This is a genomic window from uncultured Rikenella sp. (assembly GCF_910577125.1).
GTDB lineage: Bacteria > Bacteroidota > Bacteroidia > Bacteroidales > Rikenellaceae > Rikenella.
This window is the reverse complement of the sequence record NZ_CAJTMN010000143.1, coordinates 1-4,169: the sequence shown is the minus strand read 5'-3', so window position 1 is coordinate 4,169 and position 4,169 is coordinate 1. Positions and strand designations below refer to the sequence as shown.

Annotated in this window: 2 protein-coding genes; one reads left to right on the top strand and one right to left on the bottom strand. The window is 61.7% G+C overall.

Going from position 1 to position 4,169, the window contains the following annotated elements; genetic code table 11:
* Positions 1 to 500: 500 nt before the first annotated feature.
* A complete protein-coding gene (locus QZ292_RS09830; protein ID WP_294601068.1) occupies positions 501 to 2,018 on the bottom strand; it encodes a DUF4301 family protein in 1,518 nt (505 codons plus the stop codon).
* A 43-nt stretch (positions 2,019 to 2,061) separates the two neighbouring features.
* On the opposite strand from QZ292_RS09830, the gene murB reads away from it, so the two are divergent.
* The gene (gene murB, locus QZ292_RS09825; RefSeq protein WP_294601065.1) at positions 2,062 to 3,081 is read left to right on the top strand and encodes a UDP-N-acetylmuramate dehydrogenase; all 1,020 of its coding nucleotides are present in this window, start codon (positions 2,062 to 2,064) and stop codon (positions 3,079 to 3,081) included.
* The last annotated feature ends 1,088 nt before the right edge of the window (positions 3,082 to 4,169 follow it).

Sequence of the window (4,169 nt, the reverse complement as noted above, 5' to 3'; positions counted from 1 at the left end):
AGTTGCACTCCTCCGCCTGCCGGGGCGTCGGACTGCGCGACCCTGCGGGTCGCAACAACTCAGCCCAATTCCGTCGGGTTCGGGCTGGACGCTCACAAAGCAGGCGAAGCCCGGGCCGGGGCCAGCGGGGGTCCGACGAGCTGCGCGAGTAGCGGCCCTCGCCGGGGGTGGCTCCGGCCCGCGCGACTCTTCGAGTCGCAAGAGCTCAGCCCCAAGCACAGCCTCACTGCGGCTCCGCTATCGCTCCGCCGCGTTACGAACGCCAAAGCGATTCAACCGTCGCCCGCTGGAATTTCATCTCGGTTTTGCTTGTCGCAAAACGAATGAAATTCCTCTTTAAGCGGGGCGGGCGACGGGCGAGCATTGCCCCGCCTCGAACCGTACCTTTCTTGAAAGAAAGGTACCCAAAGAACTTTCAGTTAGCTACGCTACGCCTTACGCTCCGCAAGACTCAAACTTTGAGCACACACCGCTAAACCACCCTGTCAACAACCAACCCCCTACTGATGCTGCGGCCGGAGCAAGTCCGCCACCGTCTTGACCGGCGCGAACGTCGAGATCGGCACCTCCACGAAGACCGTCGTCCAGTCCGCCATCGCCCCGTTCCAGAGCCCCGGCAGCTCCTGCGCCCGGAGCGCCCTCCCGTCCTTGCTTTTTTCCGAGATAAAGCCCGTGCGCTTGTCCACGAACCGCGCGAGGTCGAACTTCCGCCCCCTGAAATCCCTCACCGCGCAGACCAGATCCACCGGATTGAAATGCGTTCCTCCCCCCATCAAAGCCGCCCGATGCTCCGGGTCGATCTGCGACGACTCCGCGATCTGGAGCGACAGCGCCCCCGGCATCCCCAGCGACGTCTCCGCCCAGAACGGCCCCCCGCCCGGTTCCCCCTCGTTCCGCACCATACCGCACACCCGGATCGGCCGATCCAACACCCTCCTCAAATCCTCCAGCGTCGGCTCCACCCCCTCCGGAAAACGATAACACAACTCCTCCTCGACAAACCGCCGCACCTCCGCCCGGAAATCCCCCTCCGCCGCAAACCCCGCCGAGTCGATCTTCTTCAGGTAGAGGAACACCTGCTGCTGGAGCTCCAGCGCCACCTCACCCAACGCCTTCTTATACAGCACCGTATCCTCCTTCAGGTGATCCGGCACCACATTATCCACCGTCTTGATGAAGATCAGATCCGCATCGATCCGGTTCAGGTTCTCGATCAACGCCCCATGCCCCCCCGGCCGGAAGAGAATCTCCCCGTCCGCAGAACCGCCGGAGCGAAACGGCGTATTATCCGGATTGACCGCCACGGTATCCGTCCCCGGCTCCTGCACCGAATACGAGATCGCATACTCCACCCCGTACTTCGCCTCGAACGCCCCGATCCGCTCCGCGACCTTCCGTTTAAAGTCCTCCATATGCTCCGGCGAGACCGTGAAATGGATCCTCGCCGGACTCCCCCCATAGAGCGCCACCTCCACCAGATGCTCCTCCATCGGCGTTCTTCCCCCCTCCGCATAGCGGTGGAACTTGATCAGCCCCTTCGGCTTCCCGCCCAGCCCCAACCCCGGGTTATCGTTCACGATCGCCGAGATCACCGCCTTCGAATCCCCCATATCGATCCCCAGCGCCCGCAAATCCTCATAGAACGCGAACTTTTCCAGCCCCTCCAACACCCGCTCCACCGTCGCGCTCGACTTGCCGTCCGACACATACTCGTACAACTCCTTGAACATTCTGGAAGCCGCCCCCGACGCCGGGACGAACTTTTCGACCGTCAGCCCCGCCACCGCCCGTCCGTACAGCCCCGCCAGCTCCTGGGCCCGTTCCGGCGCAAGCTTCACGATCCCGTCCCCGGCCACCGCCGCGCGGTCGATCTTCAGGTATGGAAACCCCGTTCTGAAATTTTCCAACTGCTCCTCCACCACCGCCCGATCCGTACCCCGGGCCGCCATCCGATCCAAGTCATTTTGAGTAAAAACAGCCATAACCAAAAAGGAATAATCGTCCTCGAAGTTAATCATTATTTTTAAATTTGCGTATCCAAACCCCTTTCGACCCGAAAAGATGAACAAAATATCCGAAAATTATGCCCTCCGCGACCGGAACACCTTCGGTCTGGAAGCCACCGCCGCCCGCTGGGCCGAATTCCGTGATACCGAGGAGCTTCGCCCCCTCATCGAGACCTGCCGGACGAACCGCTGGCCGTGGTACGTGGTGGGCGGCGGGAGCAACCTGATCCTCACCGGCCGTTTCTCCGGTCTGATCCTCCACCCGACCGGCACCCGGATCACCCTCCTCGAACCCACCCTGGTTCGGGCCGAAGCCGGCGTCGTGTGGGACGACCTCGTGGTCTGGAGCGTAGATCGGGGTCTGGGCGGTCTGGAGAACCTTTCGGCCATCCCAGGCAGCGTCGGCGCCGCCCCCGTCCAGAACATCGGCGCCTACGGCTCCGAAGCCAAAGACACCATCGAGACCGTCGAATACTTCGACACCGAACGCTTCGAGACCGTCCGCCTTCCCGCCTCCGCCTGCGAATTCGGCTACCGCGAATCGATCTTCAAAGGCCCGCTGCGCGGCCGGGCCGTCATCACCGCCGTCGAATTCCGCCTCCGACCCGAAGAGGCTCCGGAAGGCTACACCTATAATATAAGGTACGGCGACCTGCACGACCGGGTGATGAGCCTCGGCGGCCCGAGCCTCGCGCACGTCCGTGCCGCCGTGACAGCGATCCGGAACGAGAAGCTGCCCGACCCGGCAGTAGCAGGGAACGCCGGCAGTTTTTTCAAGAACCCCGTGATACCGGCCTCTCAGGCCGAAGCCCTCAAGGCCCGATACCCCGATCTTCCGATCCATCCGACCTCCTCGCCCTCCAGCGTCAAAATCGCCGCCGGCTGGCTGATCGACCGGGCAGGCTGGAAAGGCTACCGGGACGGCCCTGTCGGCATACATGCCCGCCAGGCTCTGATTTTGATCAACTTAGGCGGAGCGACCGCCGATGAGATTCTGCAACTGTCCGACCGGATCATCACCGACGTGGAATCGAAATTCGGCATTCGTCTTTCGATGGAAGTGAACGTCCTGTAAAAGCGGCAGCCTCGCGGAATAAACAGGAGGCGGAGGCGCCCTTAGCGACACACAAGTATCGCTCTGTCCCGCGCAGGCAGTTCTATCCGGTTGGGGTAGAGGCTGCCCATTAGGAGTGCGGCACGCACCGCCCGCCCGGCGGACGCATCCGCGCCACGGCGGGCAGCCTTTATTACTTGCAAAGTAACCCGCGCGCCGACGCCTTAAAAAGCGATTCAACTATTTTGGCGTAAGCCGAAAGAAAATGAATCGCCCGGCGCGCGACAAAGCCAGCTCCGCGCGCCACGCCTTAAGAGGGAAATCGTCAAAATGTGCTGGCACGTTTTGACTGGATTTCCCAAGGCGCGCGAACAGAGAACTGTTCGAAGAGTTGAGCTACTCCAGCCAATTGCCCACCGCGGGCACGCGGGGCCTGCCCGGCCCGAGGGCAGTCGAAGCTCGAACCGCGCGCCGACGCCTTAAAAGGGAAATCGTCAAAATGTGCTGGCACGTTTTGACTGGATTTCCCAAGGCGCGCGAACAGAGAACTGTTCGAAGAGTTGAGCTACTCCAGCCAATTGCCCACCGCGGGCACGCGGGGCCTGCCCGGCCCGAGGGCAGTCGAAGCTCGAACCGCGCGCCGACGCCTTAAAAGGGAAATCGTCAAAATGCACTTGGGCGTTTTGACAGGATTTCCCAAGGCGCGCGGATAAAACTCGTTTATCCGATAAACGTCGGGCGGTGATCAACGTCGGAAAGATGGTTTATCTCTTCTCTCTGTTCCGCTTAGGCCGCGGGGGCCCCTACTTTCTACTATGTGGTAGAAAGTAGGCAAAGAGCACATTCAAGGGGGATTCACATCCCCCTTGAAAATCCCCCGGCGATTCTTTTAGGGTAGACACGGCCATCTGCCCACCGCGGGGCCCCACAGGGGCTTTTACTAGGGTTATCACTGCCTTATTTAAGCGGGGCCTGCCCGGCCCGAGGGCAGTTCCGTCCGGTTAGGGTAGAGGCGGCCCTGTCGGAGTGCCCGAAGGCACCGCGCCACGCCTTGAAAGGGAAATCGTCAAAACTCGCTTGCGTGTTTTGACTGGATTTCCCAAGGCGCG